We start from the raw sequence: 19,608 nt of genomic DNA, 5'->3' as shown, positions 1-19,608 counted from the left end.
AGCATGGTCATACTCGTCGGGCTTCGCGCCAATTTTGGCCTTCTTCGGTGCGATCGCCCGCGAATTGGTCAGCCCAAGGCAGGTTGTGGAGCCAGGCTTCGCGCCGGGGGGTCCAAAGCTCGTATGTCGGGAGAAGGTCGTTTGGCGCATCGTCGAGAGTGCCGATCATGATCTCGGCTTCGTCGTCGCGGAGATTCACCACGCGCGACCCGCATGCCGGACAAAAACCTCTGCCGTTGAACGCCGCAAGCTCGCCCTTGCACTGGTAAGCCGACCGTGGCCACACGGCAAAGGCACTGTAGGTGCTGCCGCTGGTTCGCTTGCAATCCTGGCAATGACACAAGCCAACGCGCAACGGCGCGCCGGTAACAACATACCTCACAGACCCGCAAAGACAGCCGCCGGTCCGCTCTATCTTGTCAACCTCGTCGTTCATGGTCGCCGCCGACATGAGTGAGGGGAAACGTGTTGGACTCCGCTCTGCGTTTCCATCGAGGCATCAAGTTAATGGGCAATGTCTTCAACAAGGCCTAGCTCCAAAGCTCTTGCTGCCATAAGGTAGCAGCTGTTCAGGGCATGGTCGCGCAGCTCTTCCAGCGATGTTCGAGAACCTTGGACGAGATCGGCGAACCCTTCATTCTCGAGTCGCTCTGCCGTTTCCAACAGCGCAAGTTGTTCCCGAACGATCTGAAGACAGCTTCGAATTGGTCCATTCAGAACCAAGTCTTTCTCAAGCCTTCTTTCATGAATCAGCAGGACTGCTTGCGGGCAAAGGAACCTGCAGGCTTTCGGGAAAGCGGCAAGGACCGTTACCCCGGCAGAGTAAACCGTATTCTTGCCAATGATGTAGCCGTTGCGGCCCGAGTGTTTCAGAAAAAGTTTGAACTCTAGAGCTAGACGTCGCGCGCCGTCGGCGTCGCCTCCGGGCGTGTCGATTTCAACGTAGAGATCGTCTTCCCCGGAACGCACGGCTTTCAAATCGTCCAAGGCTTTGGTGACGACAGTGTCATCAATCAAGCCGTGTATACGCAAGTTTGGATCGAACAAAAGCCGGTGAAGGTCTGGAGCGGGCGGCGGGGAGACGGTGTGTTCGGCTGACTGGGGCAACAGGTCCATATAGGCATCCTCATTATGGGGGCCGAACTTAGTTGGTACCCTTTTGTTCCCTTGAGGGAGTTCGAGCGGTGGTGATCACAGCCGCGTCTCTCGGCGGCTGTGGAGATCCCTCTTTCATTGCAGATCCTTTTCGCACCAGGCCCGGTAGAGGCACCTCAGCCGCTAGGTTGGCTCCATGGGCATATCGGGCATTTGCCGGAGCTGACGCAGTCGCTTTGCTGATTTCTGCCACGTCCGGGACCAGTCCTGTGGACGGTTGAACTCGACGGCCTCAATGGTTCCCGGCTGCTGCCTTCCGGACCCCCGCGGTCGGGCTGTTTTTCCTGGCCGTGCCATTTTTCCGGGGGGCTGAAACAAACAGCTTTGTTGGCAGTTCTAGCGTCCGGAGCACCGGCTCCGCGCGGCGCGGCCGAGCGGCCGGGGCTGTCCGGCAGGAGGTCCAGCAATGTCTCACGATGTGCAAAGACGATTTGCAACGCGCTTGATCGCGGTTGCGCTGATGCTCTCGGCCAGTGGCGTGGCGCCTGTCCTGGCCCAGGATACCCCGACCGACTTCACAGCGATCATCCAGCAGAAATTGCCGGCCGTGGTCGCGATCACGACCCGGGAGGTTGTCCAGGACCAGACGACGGCGGGCGACTTTACAAGTCCGTTCGACGGCCAGGGCCTCGGACCCGTTCAGCCGCAGGTGAGGGAGGCGCTTGGCTCCGGATTTGTGATCAGTGCCGACGGCTACATCGTCACCAACAACCATGTCGTTGCCGATGCGACAGAGATCCATGTCGTATTTTCCGACAAGGAAACGGCGCCGGCGCAATTGGTCGGCCGTGACCCCGCCACCGATATAGCGGTGCTGAAGGTCGACCCGCGGCCCAACATGACCACGACCAAATGGGGTGACTCGGATGCAATGCAGCCGGGCGCATGGACAATCGCGATCGGCAGTCCCTTCGGGCTCGGAGGGACTGTCACTGTCGGCGTTCTTTCGGCCCGCTCGCGAGACATTCAAGCCGGGCCGTACGACGATTTTCTCCAGACGGACGCGTCGATCAATCGAGGCAACTCGGGCGGTCCGCTGTTCAACGCACGTGGCGAGGTGATCGGCGTCAACACCGCCATCGTCTCACCGTCGGGCGGCAGCATCGGAATCGGGTTTGCGGTGCCATCGCGTACCGCCCAGAGCATCGCCGACCAGTTGATCCGAACCGGCCGGATCGAGCGCGGCTTCATCGGGGTCCGACTGCAGGACATCACGCCGTCGCTGGCTGAGGCCCTCGGGATGAAGGATGACAAGGGCGCGCTGGTTGCTTCGGTTGAGCCCGGCAGCCCGGCGGAGAAAGCCGGCTTGAAGCCGGGTGACGTGATCACCCGGTTCAACGGCAAGGGCATTGAGGGTGTCCATGACCTCACGCTTGCGACGGCTAGCCAGAAGCCTGGCAGCAAGGCCACTCTGACACGGAGTAACGGCGGCAAGGACCAGGAGATCGCGCTTGTCATCGGTGAGCGCAAGGATGCGGAGGTGAAGACCGGCGCTGTTCCCGACAAGAAGTCGGCGGCAGAAGGCCTCGGCCTATCGCTCAGCCCGATTCCGGATCAGGCGCGTCAGCAGCTCGGCATCAAATCAGGAACGACCGGCGTCTTCGTCGTGGAAGTGGTTCCCGATGGCCTTGCCGCCCGGAGCGGATTGCAGCCGGGCGATGTCATCATATCGGCCAACAATCGCCGGGTGACGGAGCCTTCGGACATCGTCGAGGAGTGGGCGAACTCTCGCCGGCAGGGCAAGCCCATCCTGTTTCGGCTGGAAAGGCAGGGGCAGTCCGTGTTCGTGGCGGTCGCCGGGAAATGACCGTCTCCAGGACGACCATGTGACTGCACCACGATCCGCTTGTGGATCCCGCTCCAAGGGTGTCGGACCCTAGGTGCACCGGGGAAGCATCGCCGCAGAAAGTCTGCGGGATGCGCTCATTGGGCCGGGTGCGCAACGCGCACTGATTCTGCAGCGCCAGAGCTCTTTTGAGCTCATCGTGCTCGAAGGCGCTCGCCATCCTCAGGCAGTTTCGCGCCTTGCCGTAAGCCGTGCCTGGAGAAGGACGACGACGAGCAAAAACAGCCCGCGGATCACCGACTGCCAGTAGGCTGACAGCGAAATCCAACCCATGCCGTTTTCGAAGTTCAGGACGTTGAAAAGGATCCCGAGCAACAGCACGCCGGCCAGCGTGGTCAACACCGAGCCCGAGCCGCCGGTCAGCAGCGTCCCGCCCACGACCACGGCTGCGATGGCAAACAGCTCCCAGCCGACGCCCTCGATCGGCTGGCCTGCGCCGAACTGAGAAGCGAGGACGACGCCGGCGAGCCCGGCCAGGCACCCGCTTGCGACATAGACGAGAAATTTGACGCGGTCAGTGCGCAGCCCCATCAGCCGCGAGGCATCCTCGCCACCGCCGATGGCCAGCACCGTCCGTCCCGTGCTGGTGTAGTTCAGGACCACTGAGCCGACGGCATAGGCAACCAGGGCGATGACTGCCGGAATCGGGAAAATCCAGAAATTCCCTTGGCCGATGGCGGTGAAACCCGAATCGTAAGACACCGAAACGGTCTGGTTGCCGGCCAGAAGCAGCGCCGAGCCGCTTGCGGCCAGCATGGTGGCAAGCGTGGCGATGAATGGCATCAGGTTGCCGCGCGTAACCAGGAGCGCGTTGATCAGCCCGGCTGCCAGGCCGGCGCCAACGCCCGCTGCAAGGCCTGCCACGATGCCGTGCGGGCTCGCCAGGGCCGACGCGACGCTGCCCAAGGCGGCGACGGAGCCGACGGACAGGTCTATGCCGCCGGTCATGATCACGAAGCACATGCCGAGCGCGACGAGCGCGAACATCGAGTTGTAGCGCAGAACACTCATCACGTTGAAGAGGCCCAGGAAGCGGTCGTAGCGCAGGAATCCGAACAGGACGAGGGCTGCAAGCGCGATGACGACACCGTAGGTGCCGATGATGCGAACCAGTCTGGCGCTGTTCATGAATTACCCCCGGTGTTGCTGCTGCAGCCAGACGGCGAATGCGATGATGCCGGCCTTGACGACGAGCGCAGCAGCGTCGGGCACGCCATTTGCAAGCAGCGTGTAGCGCACCAACTGGATGGTCAGAGCGCCCAGCAGGGTGCCGATGATTGTGGCCTTTCCACCACTCAACAGCGTGCCGCCCACCGCGACCGCCGCGATGGCGTCGAGTTCCATGCCCAGCCCGACGAGATTGGCGTCGCTGGAGGAGTTGATCGCAATGACGACGAGACCGGCTAGCCCCGCGCACAGGCCGCTGATCGCATAGACGGCGAGCTTGATCCTCGATACGGCGATGCCGGCGAGTTCAGAGGCCTTTTCATTGCCGCCGACCGCCAGGATGCTTCGCCCGAACACCGTGCGGTGAAGGGCCCAAGCGGCCACCGCAACTAGCACGGCCATGATGATGACCTGCGCGGGAATGCCGAGCGGGCGGGCAAGTCCGATCCACTGGAATTGCGGCACGCGGAAGGTCTGCAGATTGCCGTTGGTCATAACCTGCGCGATCCCGCGCCCGGCGATGAACAGCACGAGCGTTGCGACGATCGGTTGGATGCGGAAGCGCGAGACCAACCAGCCGTTGAACAACCCGAACAGGCCGGCGACGAGGATCGAGGCAACCATCGCGACGGCTACCGCCAGATAGATGTTTCCGACCGGGAAGATCGTGCCCATGAAGATCATCGGCGCCAATGCGCCGGAGATCGCCATCAGCGAACCAACCGACAGGTCGATGCCGCCGGTAGCGATCACCAGGGTCATCCCCACCGCGACGATCACAATTGTGCAGACCTGGGTTAGGTTGACGTTGAGTGTCTGCAGCGTCGCGAAATTGCGCGTATAGGCAAGGTTGAAGACGACCAGCAGCACAAGCGCGATCACCGTGCCGTAGCGCGCCAGGAAACCGAACACATCAAAGCGGCGGTTTCCAGCGTCGTTGGCTGCGGATGGTGTGGCCAGATCGCTCACGCTGCCTCCTTCGCCGCGCCGCCATGCGCCATCGCCGCGAGCACGTCCTCCTCGTTGGCTGCCTGGCCTTCCAGTTCGGCCACCCTCACTCCTTCGCGCAGCACGAATATGCGGTCGGCTCCTTCCATCACTTCCTCGAGTTCCGAGGAGATCATCAGCACGCCGAGCCCGTCATCGGCAAGCTTGCGGATTAGGCGCTGGATCTCGGCCTTGGCCCCGACATCGATGCCGCGTGTCGGCTCATCGAGGATGAGCAGCTTCGGGTTCATTGCCAGCCAGCGGGCAAGCAGTACCTTTTGCTGGTTTCCGCCCGACAGCTCGCGGACCTTCTGGTTAGGCCCCGAGCATTTGATGTCGAGTTCACGAATGAAGCGCTCGACGATCTCCTTCTGCCGGGCCTCGTTCAGGATGCCATTGCGGCTGATTTTCGGCAGCAGTGCCAGTGTTATGTTCTCCGCGACGGTCATTTCCGGCACGATGCCCTCGGCCTTGCGGTCCTCGGTGCAGAAGCCCATCCCTGCGGCGATGGCATCAGCGGCACGTGCGGGATGGTAGGACGCGCCTTCCATCGTCATCTCGCCTGCGCTCCGGCGGTCGGCGCCGAATACGAGGCGGGCTGTTTCGGTGCGGCCGGCGCCGAGCAAGCCGGCAAAGCCGGCGATCTCGCCGCGGCGCAGGTCGAAGCTCACGTCACGCACCAACTGGCCGGCTGCCAGCCTTTGCGCGGTAAACAGCACATCACCGATCCTCGACCGATCGCGTTCGCCGAACGCGGTCGCGTGGCCTTCGACGGCTGCGACGTCGCGGCCGAGCATGGCCGCGACCAGCTCCAGCTTGCCGATGTCGCTCATCGCCGCGCTTCGCACCGTGCGGCCGTCACGCATGATCGTGACCCGGTCGCAGACCTCGTACAACTCGTCGAGCTTGTGGCTGACGAACAGAACGGAGACGCCGTCGGCCTTGAGCTGACGGATGACGCTGAACAAGACCGAGACTTCACGCTCGTCCAGCGAGGAGGTCGGCTCATCCATGATCACCAGGCGGGCGGAAAAGCCGATGGCGCGGGCGATCGCCACCATCTGCTGCGTGGCGGTGTTGAAATCGCTGAGCGGGCGGCGCACGTCGATGCCGATCGAGAAGCGGCTGAGCAGGCGCTCGGCTTCCGCATGCATCGCGCTCCAGTCGAGCAGGCCGCGGCGGCGCTTCTCGCGTCCAAGGCAGATGTTCTCGGTGACCGAGCGCAGCGGTACGAGATTGATCTCCTGGTAGATGGTGCTGATGCCGCTGACCTGCGCCTGATGCGGAGACCCAACTTCGAACGGCTTCCGTTCGAACAGCACCTGCCCCGCATCCCGGCGGTAATAGCCGGTGAGCACCTTGATAAGTGTCGATTTGCCCGCACCGTTCTGGCCGATGAGTGCGTGGATCTCGCCCGGAAGAACCTGGAGCGAGGCATCGGCCAGGGCAGGGATGCCGGCAAAACGCTTCTGGATGTCACGCATGTCCAGGAGCAGCGCGGCTCGGTCCGGCTGAGCAGTCATCGTCAAACTCCCAACCCTACCCGCCGAAGCGGGTAGGGCAACTGGAAAGAGAGTGGATATCAGAACGCAATATCGAAGTCTTTCTTCGCGTTCGTGGCGTCGAAGAAGGCATCCTCGTTCTTGATGAACGGCGGGATCTTCTTGCCGGCCGCATAGTCGGCCATCGTTGCGAAGGCCTTCGGCCCGAACAGCGGGCTGCAAGCGCAGATAGCGCCGATCTTGCCGTCAATGATCGCCTGGACGCCTTCCTTCTCGCCGTCGATCGACAAGATCAGCACATCCTTGCCCGGGGTCTTGCCGGCTGCTTCCAAAGCGGCGATGGCGCCCAGCGCCATCTCATCATTATGCGCGTATATGATATCCGCATCAGGGTGCGCCTGAAGCAGCGTCTCGGCGACCTGCCGGCCCTTGTCACGGGCGAAGTCGCCGGACTGCGACGCCAGGATGGTGAACTGCGAGTGCTTGGCGATGAAATCGTCGAAGCCTTTCTTGCGGTCGGTAGCGGCCGAGGCTCCGGTCGTGCCTTCCAGCTCGATGATCTTCGACTTGCCATTGGCGTTCTTGACCAGCCATTCGCCGACGCGGGTCGCCTCCTCGATGAAATCCGAACCGATGAAGCAGACATAATCCTCGCCCGGCTTTGCCATGGTGTGATCAACGTCGCGGTCGACCAGAAACACCGGTATGCCGGCATCGCGCGCGGCAAGAATAACCGGCACCAGGGGCTTGTCTTCGCGGGGCGGCAGGAAGATTGCGTCGACGCCCTGCGCGATCATCGAGTTCACGTCGGAGGCCTGCTTGGCCGACGAACCGGCGGCATCCGTGTAGACCAGCTGATGGCCGAGCTTGGCGGCTTCGTCCTGCATGCTCTTGGTCTCGGCAAGGCGCCACGGATTGTTGCTTTCCGTCTGGGCGAAACCGACCTTGTACTTGTCCTTCTTGGCGAGTGGCGGGAGCGCCGCGAAGGCGCGTGAGCCGAGTGTCAGCGCAACCGCGCCGGCAGCGGAGCCAACCAGTAGTTTTCGACGGGTAATGATCATGCTCTTTCCTCCTTTATTGTCGCTTTCTGCGACTGTGTAATTTCCTCACGATAATCGGCCCAGACGGCTTCGGCGATGACGCCGTCGGCAAGCTGGATCAGGCGCTATGCCGCCTCCAAAATAAAGTCGGCGCAGCGGTCGCCCAGCATCATGGCGGGCGCCGCCGTATTGCCGGCATTGATGTTGGGGCAGGCCGACATGTCGGCAACCCGCAGATTGTCTATTCCGCGCACGCGCAGCGCCGCGTCCAGCACCGCCATCCGGTCGCTGTCCGAGCCCATCCGGCATGTCCCGGCCGGATGGTAGTTGGTCTTCACAAAGCGCTTGCAATGCTTTGTCATGGCTTCGTCGCCGAGATCATCCTGGCTTGGCACGGCAATGGCCTTGACCCGATCGGCGAGCGGCTTGGTCTGAAAAGCCTGCAGGAAATAACGCTGGCCGCAGATCATTTCCCTCATGTCGTCGGGATGTTTAAGGAGGTTCGGCGAAACGATCGGCATGTCCTTCGGATCCGCCGAACGCAGCCTCACGAAACCGCGCGACTTTGGCTTCACCACCACTGTCGTCACGGTAAGCCCATAGGTGTTCTCGACCAAGGTCAGGATATCGCGGTCCAGATAGACGTGCGGCACGCAGAAGGCCTGGATCGTCGGTTCGCCCTCGGGATCGGCCGGATTGACGAAGGCTCCGGCCTCCACCCCCGCTGACAGGATCGTGCCGGTGCCGAAGAGCTTGAAATGCAGGCCGTTCCTGATCATCCGCCAGCCTTGGCCCTGCCTGAAATAGCCGTATGGGCCGTTTGCGGTGGCGATGATCGGCACCTCCGGATGGTCGATCAGGTTTTCGCCGACCCCGGGCAGGTCGGCGACGCAGGAAATGCCGTGCCTGGCAAGCGCCTCGGCGGGGCCGATGCCGGACAGCATGAGCAGTTTCGGCGAGACGAGGGCACCGGACGAGACGATCACGTCGGCATCTGCATGGACGGTATGCTCGGCGCCCGACGCATCCGAATAGACGACGCCGGTGACCCGACCGTTTTCGATCAGCAGCCGGCTGACTGTGCAATTGAGTTTCAGCGTCAGCTTGGGATCATTCGTGAGCGGCTCGATGAAGGCGTAGGCGGCGCTGCTTCGCTTTCCCCGCCGGTTCATGAACTGGTAGAAGCCGACCCCGCGCTGCGACGGTCCGTTGAAGTCATGGTTGTACGGCAATCCAAGGCCTTGGACGGCCTGGACGAACCAACGGGAAACATCATCGATGTGGCCTGGATCCGAGACCAGCAGCGGACCTTCGCTGCCATGCAGTTCGCCGCCGAGGCGGTTGTTTCCCTCCATGCCGGTGAAATGCGGCAGCACCGCCTGCCAGTTCCAGCGTACGCCGGCATTGTTGCCGCGCAGCAGCTCGTCCCATTCCTCATAATCGGCCGAGCGGCCTCGCATGTAGACCTGGGCGTTGACCGAGGTGCCGCCGCCCAGCACGTTGCCTTGCGAGATTTCATGGACGCGGCCGTCGAGATGGGCCTGCGGCTCGGTGCGGTGATAGCGCATGAATTTCGAGCCGTTGATCATCTTGAAGATGCCGGGCGGCATGTCGAGCAAGGGGTGATGATGGGAATGGCCGGCCTCCAGCAGCAGGGTTCGCCGTCCCGCTTTGACAAGCCTTGCCGCCGCGACGCAGCCGGCTGCTCCGCCGCCCACCACGATATGGTCGTAGGACTGCGTCATGCTTCCGGCGCCTCACGGCTTTCGAATGTACCGCGGACATACTCCCAGGCCGCCGAGAGGTGGTTGAGCAGCGCCCGCTCGGCGCCGTCAGGATCTCGCTCAAGGATGGCCGTGCAGATTTCACGATGGCTGAGGAAATTCACGCGGTTGCGCTCGGGCGACCGTGGCATGCGCATCCAATGCGGCGACAGCCAGGCGGTAAATGCCTTGTGCACGACAGGCAGCACCGGGTTTCGCGCGATGTCATAGAGCGCTGCGTGGAACGCCACGTCCGTCGCATAGAATTTCTCAGAATCCGGGATGGCCGCCTCGTTCATCGCCAGCGCCGCCCTCAGGGCTGTGACGTCATCCTTGCGGGCATGGATGGCGGCGTTGCGCGCCAGCGACGCCTCGAGGAAGACGCGCATGTCGTAGAGGTTCTTCACGCCCGCCTGGTCGCTCAGCAGATGTCCTACAATGCCGTCGAGGGCGCCGAGCGCGGCATCCAGGCCAGGCCGGCGCGCCACGGGCCGGAACCGCGGACGCGCTTCCACCAGGCCGCGGCTGGCCAGGCGCGCAATCGCCTCACGCACAACGCCCCGGCCGACACCATACTCGATCATCAGTTCGCGCTCGGCCGGCAGGTAGCTGCCGTCGCCAAGCCTTCCGGACGTGATGTCGGCCTCTATGCCGGCCACCATCGCGTCGGCCGCGCGGGCGGCGAGAATAGCCGCGGGCATCTCAGGACGCTCTTCCGTATCCAGCAAGCCTTTTTCCTCCCAGATGGTCCTGTTATTAGAAGGTAAATCGGACCAAAGCACAAGCGGATTGATGCTTTTGTAGGACCAAAAATGACTGATTGGCTTCAGAACCGCTGAAAGATCAGCCATATTGTTGCCAGTCAGCGCTGCCGGTGCAATTATGGTCCGATGAAAAAACCTGAATGGAGCGCAGCATGAGCCGCACCGAAATCAAGGAAGCCGAGACCCGGCTGTTCCGGGTCCCACTGCGTGAGGTGATGACCGATGCCAAGCACGGCGCGCACACGCATTTCGAGCTGGTCACCGTCACGCTGAGGCTTGCCGACGGCACCGAGGGCACAGGCTACACCTACACCGGCGGCAGGGGCGGCTATGCGATCAAGGCAATGATCGATCACGACCTCGCGCCGTTCCTCAAGGCACGCGACGCAACGCAAATCGACACGATCTACGACGGCATGCTCTGGCACATCCACTATGTCGGGCGCGGCGGCATCGCTTCTTTCGCGATCTCGGCGATCGACATCGCATTATGGGACCTCAAGGGCCGGCGTAGCGGCCTGCCGCTTTGGCAGATGGCGGGCGGGGCCGGGAAGAGCGCCAAGGCCTATCGCGGCGGCATCGACCTAAACTTTACCCTCGATCAGCTTTTGGCCAGCATCGATTCCTATCTCAATGCCGGCTTCACCGGGGTGAAGATCAAGGTCGGCAAGGACGACCTGGCCGAGGATGTGGCCCGGGTGAAGGCAGTCCGCGAGCGCATCGGCCCTCATGTCACCTTTATGGTTGACGCCAACTACGCGCTCGACGTCCCGCGAGCGATCGAGGCAGCGAGAGCATTCGCCGCCTACGATCTGCTGTGGTTTGAGGAGCCCATCATACCCGACGACTATGAGGGTTACGCCAGCATTGCCAAGGCGACCGGAATGCCCCTGGCAATGGGAGAAAACCTGCATGTCATCGAGGAGTTCGAGCATGCCTTCGCTTGGTCGAATCTCGCCTACATCCAACCCGACGCCTCCAACTGCGGCGGGGTCACCGGCTGGCTGCGCGTGGCAGCGCTCTCACGCAAGGCTGGCATTCCGGTCTGCAGTCACGGGATGCAGGAACTTCATGTCAGTCTCGTTGCAGGTCAGACAAATGCCGGCTGGGTGGAGGCGCATAGTTTCGATATTGACCTTTACACCACCGAGCCGCTTAGGCTTCAGGATGGTTTGGCGATAGCACCCGACGAGCCTGGAGTGGGCGTTGTCTTCGATTGGCGCAAATTGGCGGATTTTCGCCAATAGCGCCCCCTGAACGGCGGCACGGCCGCATGCATTTTGTCCAGATCCTGCTTCCTCGTTCCGGCAACGCGGAGAGCGCTTCGCCGAGGAAGACTTCGACCGTCTGAAGAACGAACTCGCCGCCGCCGCAGCCAGCGGGCATACCACTTATCGGATGCCACACTTACATTTGTAATTGCAGCGACGCTTCACCGGCTTTAACTCACGCGATCATAGCAGCGACACGACAAATGCAGGCGGCCGCCCGAAAACGGGCAGAAGCTGCAAGCATTGGGTGCGCCTGCAGGGAGGCGGCGATGGTTGCAACGCGTACGGACACTGCACATCCGGTTATGGAGGACTTCATTCTATCACGGCACCGCTCACCGGTCCGCGAAGTTGGATTTTACGAGGCTATGAGTCAAACCCGACAAGCGATCGCCACATCGCGCGAGGTGCTGAGGCGCTTTCGCGAACGTCAGGGCGACGACACTCCTCGAGCAAAGAATACAGACCGTGGTCCTGTCGCCGTGTCAGCCTTCGATGCCGACATCATACGCGCTGCATGCCGAGATCTGATCGCGGAGATGAACGTGCCCGAGTGTCAATGGCGCGAGCTGGCGCGAAGTCTGGTGCGCGAATTCGTGGCCTGCGAGCAGACCGAAGCCGGTTTGGTGGATTGGATCGTCCGCCGGCCAGCGATGACGGAGACGGACGAGGCCGGCTGACCGGAGCCAACTGGCGGGGCGGCGAATGAGCCAGGAGTCAGTCGACCGCAATTAACGCGAGCAAACAGGTCTCCCGGCGACTTGTTGCGCGGGAACTGCGGTGATCCGAGGATCGGAAATTTTGGCGAGCGGCTTGGACACATCTGATCCTCCTCGTCTGTAGCGTCGCGCTCGTGTTCGCATTTGAAGCATGTAGCGAGGACTGGCCGATGGCGTGACCTTTGGTTGAGTGGAGACGAATGCGTCCAGCCTACTGTCCAAGGCACGGCGACGGCCATGTCGCGTTGCTCCCGGCCTTCGCACACAAGGAGCCCAGGCCGGATGCCAACCAGGCTGCATTAGGCCAGTGGGAACAATTTGCGCGGGCCGAGCTTGGGCTAGCGTCGTACAGAGGTGCAAGTATGCAAGATAATTTTGACCGAGCTTCATCCGTCGCGGAGGTTGCGGAATCCTTCGTGAGATCCCGGAGGCCGTTCTCTGTCGTATCGACTCGGGATGCGGTCACGATTGTCAGGAAACAGGCAGCTTTTTGCGAGCATACGGATGGCGAGCTTGCGGAGTTGGTGGCGGCAATTGCGGTCAGGCATGGTCGATTGGTCGCGTTCGATCTTGATCTCGACGACACAGGCTTGGAGATCGGTCGCGCAGCATAGCCAACGCCTCACGCAATGAGATAGCCACCGTCAACCGGCAGAATTGCCCCAGTGATGAACCCCGCGAGCGGCGAACACAAGAACAAGGCGGGGCCGGTCAGGTCGCCCGGCGTACCCCAGCGACCCATCGGAGTGCGTTTCATCAATTCCGCGTTGCGAGCTGGATCGGCCCGTGGCGCGGCGGTCATGGCGGTCTCGATCCAGCCAGGCGCCAATGCGTTTACGCGGATGCCATCCCCGGCATAGGCGATGGCGAGCGACTTGGTAAGTTGCACGACCGCGCCCTTGGATGCGGCGTAAGCCGGCGCATGAGCCGCGCCGAAAAACGCGAACATCGAGGCGATGTTGACGATGGCGCCCCCGTTCGAGAGTGCCCCTCGGAACGCGCTCGCACTCCGCATGGAGCCGGTGAGATTGATATCGACCACCGTTTCGAAACCCTGGACAGTGAATTCGGCGGCGCGCAGGTTTACCCCTGCGCAATTTACGAGCGCTGCAACGGATGTGAACTGACTGGAATATCCTTCGACCGCAGTCATGTCCCGGACGTCGAGTACTGAATACGAGACGGGGGTGCCGTATGCACGAGCGGCCGCTACCTCGGCGGCCGTGGCCCCCGTCGCGTGGACGATTGCCCCGGCCCCGGCGAACGCCATGGCGATGCCGTTTCCGATGCCTGTCGTGCCTCCGGTAATGACGACGGTCTTGCCCGCGAAGAAGGGCATCGCCCATATGGAATCGGTCACCAAGATCTCCTCGTTTCGCCTCTGTGGCGGAGCGCGAACTTACCGCAGCGGAAGACAAACGGGCGGATGTCTACCGCACGAATTGATCGACGAAATCGTCCCCGAGACCCACGCTCGCATAGTGGCTTCTGCACATGTCGATCTTGGTGAAAACGTCCTCGAAACCAATCTGCTTGTTATCCTTGTCCAGGTAAACCATGCAGCCGGAGATGTTGAAGAAGGTGATCATCTCGGGCACGTCGCTTGGGACCGTGAGCGTGTGGATTTCACCGGGCGGCTCGAAAACGTAAGATCCGGTCTCTGCCACCCAGTCGTGTTCAAGGTAGTGCCAACGCCCCTTGATCACATAGCCATGCACGGGGGCCGGATGCAGATGACGGCTTAATATCCCGGCCCGGCGTACGCGGAGCAGATTGCACCACTGGCCTTGCATTGTGTTGAGCATAAGTGGTCGGAACCACACGCCCGTAGCCTGTGGGACCCAGACACGCTCGTCTTCGGGGACGGCAGCGATCGCGATCTCTTTCGGTGCCAGGGGATGGGCGGAGCCGTTGAAGGATTGATACATAGGAACCTCTGTCGCCAATTCATTGGAGTCCATATCAGCGCGATCCTAACAACTGGGCCGAGTTCTGCCGAGGCGCAATCGGGCGCCCACGCATTGGGAAAGTTGTCGGCGCGCGCCCGCCCGCTGCCGCGACCGCAAGCGGGAAGGGTTTCGGGATGGTCCGTTGGGCGTCGAAGACGATCAGTGGGTTCCTTCTTGCCTTATCATGCGGCTATCCGGGAGTGCACCGGGCTGGTCCTGGTCTGGAAGCCCCGGTTTCGGACTTCCAAGGCCAGCAAGGCGAGTTCGACCTCGTCCAATCGCGACGGGCGTGCATTTTCCGGCATGCCTTCGGCGGTGGCCAGGTCGATCAGGTACTCGTTCCAGGCCCAGTTCTTGAGCACAGCGCGTTTCTCGTCGGGTGCGAGCACCGGGTCATCCACAACCTCCATCGGAGAGGCGTAGAATGTCTCCGGCTCGGAAAGCGCCGTCTGTATGTGCGCTGCCTGTGCGCCGGCGCCATAGCCGTGGCTTGCCTGGAGCCAAGCCAACTGCAGCCGCTGCCAAACCAGGTCGGAAAAGGCCTGTTTCTCCTCCGATGCATGCTGGCGCGTGACCTTGGCCTGGGAAGCAGGAGGTGCAGCCTGCACGACATAGTTGAGGCCTTGACGCTCGGCATAACGGATCGCCGCTTCCAGCGTCGGAAAGTTCAGTTCAACCTGGGTCAGGGTGTCCCGGCCACCGGTATAGCCCATCAGCGGCTCGATGAACGGGGCTGTGCGGCGTTCGAAGACCGATCGCCAGGCCTTGCGGGGCTTTGCCGAGGTCATGGCCGGGCGGCATGGCTGGTAGATCCGCGCCGTTGCGCCGTCCGGAAACACTGACCGTCCCATTGACAAAGCCGGCCCGTCTAGACGAGGCCGATTGCCATTGTCCGGCCGGACGGACGTCTTGGTTAGGTTTCTGTTGTCGCTGCTTTGAACTGTCTCCATTGCCTGTCCCTCCCGTTATGAAGGGTCGCACGGGCAGCGGCCGTAAGGGCCGCCACCCATACTGCATCCGTCAGTTCTTCCCGTTGATTGCGATCCGCTTGGCCTTCGCCTGCGCCCGCTCGGTCTTGGGCAACGTCACGGTCAGCACCCCGTTCTTGAAGGCGGCGTTGACCTTGTCTTCTTCAACCTCGTAGCCGAGCGGAATGAGGCGCTCGAAGCGACCGTAGAAGCGCTCCGAGAACTGCCGGTCCTTGTCCTCGGTCTCGGAACGCTTCTCGCCTTTAAGCTTGAGCGCCCCATTTTCCAGCAGGACTTCTATGTCGCTCTCGTCCAGGCCAGGTATTTCCGCCGTGACGCGGACTTCCTTGTCCGTGTCGGAGATTTCGACATTCGGCCAACTGGCGGCGAAAGACGGACCGAAGGCCGGCAGTCTGGCGCCAAAGCTGCGGAAGGCGTCATCGAACAGCCGGTTTACCTCCCGGTGGAGGGAGACGAAGGGGTCTCGATCTCCATCTGGGAAGAGACTGGGCGCCGAGTTTCCGTTGCCCCGGCCCCATGGGATCAAGTCACGTACGCTCATTGTCTTTCTCCTTTCGTAGGTCTCTGAGCCGGGCGGGACGCCCGGCTCAAGCGAAAGCCTTCATGGTGGATTGCTCAGGCGGCCAGCTTGTCGGTCTCGACCTTGGGAGCCTCGATCTTCGGCATGGGAGCCCCGCTGGAGATTTCGATCTTGCGCGGTTTCATCTCCTCGGGAACCTCGCGCTTGAGATCGATGCTCAGCAGCCCGTTCTCAAGGCTGGCGCCCTCGACTTTGACATGATCGGCCAGTTCGAACCGACGCTCGAAAGCGCGCCCGTTGATGCCGCGGTAGAGATACTGGCCGTTCTCATCGCCGGATTGCGACCCGCTCACAACCAGCATGTTGGCCTGGTAGGTGACGGTCAGCTGGTCCTGCGAGAAACCGGCGACCGCCATCGTGATGCGATACTGATCATCATCAACCTTGGCGATATCGCAGGGCGGCCAGTTGTCGAACGAGGCCACACGGCTCGCACTTTCAAGCATGTCGACCATGCGGTCGAAGCCGATGCTGGACCGGTATAGAGGGGTAAAATCGAGGTTTGTCTTCATAGCCACATCCTCCTTGAGCAACATGGACAACAGAAGGCGCCCAAGAGCCTTGCCGCCTCCTGGTGTTGCCGGCCCCATTGGGCGGCCGGCGACCATCAATTTAGAATCGCGACTTACACCTTCAAGAGGAAGAATAGGAAAATTTTCATCGGCAATCTGGGCGAACGCACCGATGCCACACCCCTCCCGCCGGCGGGGTCACTCGCCGACGGGTCCATGGTGCAAGAACAACTACGTCGCCCTTAAATCCGATCGACGAATGGTACGAACGCGGCCACTGCCGCGCTGTCACTGCAGTCAGGACCGGCACGCTCATCCGATTGATCCAACTGTTGCAACGCATCCATGATCGTGTCGAAGCTGACCGGTTCACCCGCTCCCGGCAGCATGCGAAGCGCTGGCACGGATTCTACGGCGCAGGCATCCGACGCCCATGACGAAAGAATGGCGCGCTACTCCTGAACAGCCAGGGCAACGTCGGCCAAAACGTCGTGGGGATGTTTGAAATGCCGCGCCGGATGCAGCAAGCGGTCCAGAAAACGTCGGGGGCCACGGGTTCAATCGATGCAAAATAGGTCGAAATGGGTCCTTCCATGGATGGTCCTCCGCTTCAGACAATCTCATGCGAGTTTGGCGGCTCTCGCCAGCGGCTGTCGCGATCACGACCAGGCAGATCATCCAGGAACGACGCTCAACGACTTTCCCTAGGTGATGTCGATACCGAGACTCATCGTCCGGCACCCTGGGCGGCTCGATCACGACCGAAGCGAACGAGCCGTTCGCGATCGAGGGTGGCGATGCTGCACTTCCCCAGATGTTCGAGCATAGCGAGGGCTGCGGCTTTGGAGCGGCGAGGGGACTTGCCTACATCGCACATGTCGTCGATATGGAGGTCGATGAGTTCGCCGAAGGCTTCAGGCGCGCTAACAGGGCTGTCTCACTGCGATCGACTTGGTGTCGGTGCCCCGGCGCCGCGCATCCTCGCGTTGCAGGAAGGTCTCGCTGACGCAGCGTGTGCGGTAGGTTCTAAGGTTCTGATGTTAAACAGATGCTGAAATACCAAGAGCATAAACTGGCCGTGGCCCCGATGATGGACTGGACCGACCGGCATTGCCGGTTCTTCCACCGCCAGTTGACGCAGCGTGCGCTGCTCTACACCGAAATGGTGGTGGCGGACGCTGTCATCCATGGTGCGCGCGAGCGGCTGCTTGGTTTTGACGAGACCGAACATCCGGTGGCACTGCAGCTCGGTGGCTCCGATCCGCAAAAGCTGGCCGAGGCGGCGCGCATCGGCGAGGGCTTCGGCTACGACGAGATCAATCTCAATGTCGGCTGTCCGTCCGACCGCGTCCAGTCCGGCACGTTCGGCGCCTGCCTGATGAAAGTGCCTGACCTCGTCGCCGATTGTGTGGCGGCGATGAAGGCGGCGGTGAAAATCCCGGTGACGGTCAAATGCCGCATCGGCGTCGACGAGCAGGATCCGGAGCCCGCGCTCGACGCGCTGGCCGACGGCGTTTTCGCGGCCGGCGCCGACGCGCTGTGGGTGCATGCGCGCAAGGCCTGGCTGGAGGGTCTGAGCCCGAAGGAAAATCGCGACATCCCGCCGCTCGACTATGACAGGGTCTATCGCCTCAAAGCGGGAAAATCGAACAAATTCATCGGCATCAACGGCGGCGTTCAATCGCTCGAAGAGGCGGCTCGCCACCTCGATCATGTCGATGGCGCCATGCTTGGCCGCGCCGCCTACCACACGCCAGGCATCCTGGCCGGCGTCGACGCGGCATTCTACGGCGGCAAGGCCGGCGCCTACGATTTTGCCGCGCTGATCCACACGATGGCCGACTATGCGGCGCGGCATATCGAGCAGGGCGGGCGGCTCGGCCACGTCACTCGCCACATGGTCGGGCTGTTCCACGGCCTGCCGGGCGCGCGCCGCTTCCGGCAGATACTGTCCACCGACGCGACGAAACCCGGCGCCGGACCGGATGTGCTGAAGGCAGCGTTCGCTGCCGTCGATTTCGACCGTGTTGAAAAGGCCGCTTAAGCAGTTCAGTCGCGCAGAATCATCCGGTCGCCGCGCACGTCGAAACCCGACAGGGAACCGATGAAGTTCATGCCGAGCAGGCTCTGGCTGAGCGCGCCGGGCGCGGCGACCATCACCTGCATGTTCTTGCGCACGATGCCGCCGATCGCCAGTTCGTCGGTGCGCACCGAAGCGGCGCGTGCCATGCCATTGGCGGTCGAGACCGGGACGGTGAAGCTCAGCGCGGCCGGATTGAAGCCGGCCGCCTGCGCGTCTTCGGCGGTGAGCACTGTACTGGTCGCGCCGGTATCGACGACGGTGCGGATCGGCGCGCCGTTGATCGTGATGCGGGCCTCGAAATGGCCGCTGTCGGCCTTGTCCAGGGTCACGGTGGCATGGCCGTCCTCGACGCCGAGCGCCAGCGGGCTGCCGGGAACGAGGCCCGCCGTCACCCGGCTGGCGAAATCCTGCAACTCGTAGCGGTACTGGTAGCCGGCGACGAGCGCCAGCACGATCAGGGCCCACGTGCCGAGATTGCGGGCCATGACGCCGAGCGGCCTGCCGGACCGGACAAGGCCGGCGCTGACGAGCAAGCCGATCGCCCCCAGCCAGACCAGACGGCTGAAATCGTAATTCTCGATGCCGAACGTGCTGCCGGCGTCGTTGTTGATCATCAGCAGCACCAGCCCGAGGCCGATTGCCGCCATCACGATCCAGAACAGTCGGTTCATTGGACCTGCCGCCTCAAGAGAGGACGTCGCGCTCGCGCGCCATGCGGCTGCGGCGTGTTTCCCGGCGCGGCCGGCGCTCGACCGTTTCCAATCGGGCCGGCAACTCGGCCATGACGCTGCGGCGTACCTCCGGCGTCATCCCCATCCAGGCGCCGATTTCATCGCGCGTGCGGCCACAGCCGAAGCAGAAGCCGGTTTTCATGTCGATCGAACAGACCAGGATGCACGGGGATTCGATGGCCGTCATGACTTTCTCTTGAAGGTTCCGTCCGGAATCCCTCGTTCCATCTCCACATGGTGCAACGGCAAAGCCAATGCAAGCCCTTCGGAATGCGGCGCGGGCAACCGCTTTCGCGCCAATGTCGAGGGGAGTTGTGCCGGCCGGGCAAGGCGGTTATGCCGCTGATCAACCACAGGGAATGATCAGGACCGACATGACCAGCGCGCTGCCCTTCGACGACTTTCGCAATCTGCTGGCGAGCCTGCCGCCTGCCGATACAGTCGCGGAAGGGGCGGGGGGGGCGCGGGGGGGAAAGAATACGAAAACAGAACCAACAACGCCGCCACCACCCGACGCAAGGAGATTAAAAAGAAAAACAAGAGAGGAGAA

General features: G+C 62.4%; 19 protein-coding genes. 4 read left to right on the top strand and 15 right to left on the bottom strand.

Annotated features, from left to right (window positions below; all coding sequences use genetic code 11):
- Nucleotides 1-7: 7 nt before the first annotated feature.
- Nucleotides 8-436: a GFA family protein gene (locus NKI88_RS21065; protein ID WP_352656999.1), complete on the bottom strand. Its 429-nt coding sequence runs from the start codon at nt 434-436 to the stop codon at nt 8-10.
- A 68-nt stretch (nt 437-504) separates the two neighbouring features.
- Complete coding sequence (locus NKI88_RS21060) at nt 505-1,116, bottom strand: ATP-dependent Clp protease proteolytic subunit (protein ID WP_023672669.1); 612 nt, start codon at nt 1,114-1,116, stop codon at nt 505-507.
- A gap of 445 nt (nt 1,117-1,561) precedes the next feature.
- Here NKI88_RS21060 and NKI88_RS21055 point away from each other — a divergent pair, with 445 nt between their 5' ends.
- The gene (locus NKI88_RS21055; RefSeq protein ID WP_352656997.1) at nt 1,562-2,962 is read left to right on the top strand and encodes a Do family serine endopeptidase; all 1,401 of its coding nucleotides are present in this window, start codon (nt 1,562-1,564) and stop codon (nt 2,960-2,962) included.
- Nucleotides 2,963-3,163: 201 nt separating this feature from the next.
- Here the strand turns inward: NKI88_RS21055 and NKI88_RS21050 are convergent, their stop codons facing one another.
- The 6 genes from NKI88_RS21050 to NKI88_RS21025 form a co-directional block, all read right to left on the bottom strand.
- A complete protein-coding gene (locus NKI88_RS21050) occupies nt 3,164-4,129 on the bottom strand; it encodes an ABC transporter permease (protein WP_023672667.1) in 966 nt (321 codons plus the stop codon).
- A 3-nt stretch (nt 4,130-4,132) separates the two neighbouring features.
- Entirely contained in the window at nt 4,133-5,137 is a 1,005-nt protein-coding gene (locus NKI88_RS21045; RefSeq protein ID WP_502909482.1) for an ABC transporter permease, read from the bottom strand.
- On the bottom strand, nt 5,134-6,678 hold the full coding sequence (locus tag NKI88_RS21040) for a sugar ABC transporter ATP-binding protein (protein WP_352656995.1): 1,545 nt from the start codon (nt 6,676-6,678) through the stop codon (nt 5,134-5,136). Before NKI88_RS21040 ends, NKI88_RS21045 begins: the two co-directional genes overlap by 4 nt.
- 59 nt (nt 6,679-6,737) lie before the next feature.
- Complete coding sequence (locus NKI88_RS21035) at nt 6,738-7,718, bottom strand: ABC transporter substrate-binding protein (RefSeq protein WP_023672664.1); 981 nt, start codon at nt 7,716-7,718, stop codon at nt 6,738-6,740.
- Nucleotides 7,719-7,822: 104 nt separating this feature from the next.
- Nucleotides 7,823-9,442 carry a GMC family oxidoreductase gene (locus NKI88_RS21030; RefSeq protein ID WP_352656993.1) on the bottom strand — a complete coding sequence of 540 codons (1,620 nt, stop codon included), beginning with the start codon at nt 9,440-9,442 and terminating at the stop codon, nt 7,823-7,825.
- Nucleotides 9,439-10,188 carry an FCD domain-containing protein gene (locus tag NKI88_RS21025; RefSeq protein ID WP_023707502.1) on the bottom strand — a complete coding sequence of 250 codons (750 nt, stop codon included), beginning with the start codon at nt 10,186-10,188 and terminating at the stop codon, nt 9,439-9,441. The genes NKI88_RS21030 and NKI88_RS21025 overlap by 4 nt, the downstream gene beginning before the upstream one ends.
- 188 nt (nt 10,189-10,376) lie before the next feature.
- On the opposite strand from NKI88_RS21025, the gene NKI88_RS21020 reads away from it, so the two are divergent.
- Both NKI88_RS21020 and NKI88_RS21015 read left to right on the top strand, forming a co-directional pair.
- Entirely contained in the window at nt 10,377-11,471 is a 1,095-nt protein-coding gene (locus tag NKI88_RS21020; protein WP_352512101.1) for a mandelate racemase/muconate lactonizing enzyme family protein, read from the top strand.
- A gap of 293 nt (nt 11,472-11,764) precedes the next feature.
- A complete protein-coding gene (locus NKI88_RS21015) occupies nt 11,765-12,175 on the top strand; it encodes a hypothetical protein (RefSeq protein WP_023738748.1) in 411 nt (136 codons plus the stop codon).
- Nucleotides 12,176-12,836: 661 nt separating this feature from the next.
- Here the strand turns inward: NKI88_RS21015 and NKI88_RS21010 are convergent.
- From NKI88_RS21010 to NKI88_RS20990, 5 genes are all read right to left on the bottom strand, one after another.
- Nucleotides 12,837-13,574 carry an SDR family oxidoreductase gene (locus tag NKI88_RS21010; RefSeq protein WP_245265786.1) on the bottom strand — a complete coding sequence of 246 codons (738 nt, stop codon included), beginning with the start codon at nt 13,572-13,574 and terminating at the stop codon, nt 12,837-12,839.
- Between the two features lie 70 nt (nt 13,575-13,644).
- Entirely contained in the window at nt 13,645-14,142 is a 498-nt protein-coding gene (locus NKI88_RS21005) for a 2,4'-dihydroxyacetophenone dioxygenase family protein (protein ID WP_352657056.1), read from the bottom strand.
- Between the two features lie 203 nt (nt 14,143-14,345).
- Nucleotides 14,346-15,113: an NADH dehydrogenase ubiquinone Fe-S protein 4 gene (locus NKI88_RS21000; protein ID WP_502909481.1), complete on the bottom strand. Its 768-nt coding sequence runs from the start codon at nt 15,111-15,113 to the stop codon at nt 14,346-14,348.
- A gap of 70 nt (nt 15,114-15,183) precedes the next feature.
- Nucleotides 15,184-15,693, bottom strand: coding sequence for an Hsp20/alpha crystallin family protein (locus tag NKI88_RS20995; RefSeq protein ID WP_023752253.1), 510 nt, complete (start codon nt 15,691-15,693; stop codon nt 15,184-15,186).
- Nucleotides 15,694-15,767: 74 nt separating this feature from the next.
- Nucleotides 15,768-16,244, bottom strand: coding sequence for an Hsp20 family protein (locus tag NKI88_RS20990; protein ID WP_352656988.1), 477 nt, complete (start codon nt 16,242-16,244; stop codon nt 15,768-15,770).
- Nucleotides 16,245-17,292: 1,048 nt separating this feature from the next.
- Between NKI88_RS20990 and dusA the strand changes: the two genes are divergently transcribed.
- Complete coding sequence (dusA, locus tag NKI88_RS20980) at nt 17,293-18,288, top strand: tRNA dihydrouridine(20/20a) synthase DusA (protein WP_352656985.1); 996 nt, start codon at nt 17,293-17,295, stop codon at nt 18,286-18,288.
- A 5-nt stretch (nt 18,289-18,293) separates the two neighbouring features.
- On the opposite strand, the gene NKI88_RS20975 is transcribed toward dusA, so the two are convergent.
- Together NKI88_RS20975 and NKI88_RS20970 are read right to left on the bottom strand one after the other, a co-directional pair.
- On the bottom strand, nt 18,294-18,998 hold the full coding sequence (locus tag NKI88_RS20975) for a TIGR02281 family clan AA aspartic protease (protein ID WP_023726599.1): 705 nt from the start codon (nt 18,996-18,998) through the stop codon (nt 18,294-18,296).
- Between the two features lie 13 nt (nt 18,999-19,011).
- Complete coding sequence (locus NKI88_RS20970; protein WP_023824914.1) at nt 19,012-19,245, bottom strand: DUF1289 domain-containing protein; 234 nt, start codon at nt 19,243-19,245, stop codon at nt 19,012-19,014.
- Nucleotides 19,246-19,608 lie beyond the last annotated feature (363 nt).

The organism is Mesorhizobium sp. M0317 (assembly GCF_040321555.1).
GTDB lineage: Bacteria > Pseudomonadota > Alphaproteobacteria > Rhizobiales > Rhizobiaceae > Mesorhizobium.
Note: the sequence above shows the minus strand (reverse complement) of the source record. Positions and strands in the feature narration are given on the sequence as shown.